This window comes from Arthrobacter sp. SPT-J7, assembly GCF_059089965.1.
The window spans coordinates 1-455 of sequence record NZ_JBNHFF010000572.1 but is presented as its reverse complement, the minus strand read 5'-3'; the positions used below and the strand labels follow the sequence as shown (position 1 = coordinate 455).

Genomic DNA, 455 nt, shown 5'->3' with positions numbered 1-455 from the left:
CTGACCCCGACCAGAACGCGGTGGACCTCGTCTCAACGGACGACGTCCCGGAAAGCGGTTGGAAACACGTCCTCGAGGGTCAGGATGAGGAGGGACGGATGGTCGCCCTCGTCCATGAGGACACCCCGGCACTGAGACGCATGGCGGTGTTCGACGTCGTCGTGAACAACGCCGACCGCAAAGGCGCCCACATCCTTGCCATGACGGACGGGCACCGGCACGGCGTGGACCATGGGCTTACCTTTCACCGTGACCACAAGCTGCGCACGGTGCTGTGGGGGTGGCTGGGAGACGCGCTGACCGTCGAGGAACTTGAGGGCATCGAACGTGTCAACGCAGGACTGGACGGTGAGCTGGGCCGAAACCTGGCGGACCTGCTCAGCGCCGAAGAAGTTGCGTCGGTCGCCGTGCGCTGCGCCCGATTGCGCTTGGCGGGCCGGTTCCCGGCTCCGAGC

The 455-nt window shown here is 66.4% G+C and carries 1 protein-coding gene; it reads left to right on the top strand.

From position 1 onward, the window contains the following. Positions 1-455: SCO1664 family protein (locus AC5RWX_RS34320; RefSeq protein WP_494100584.1), on the top strand; the 455-nt coding region annotated here is incomplete at both ends.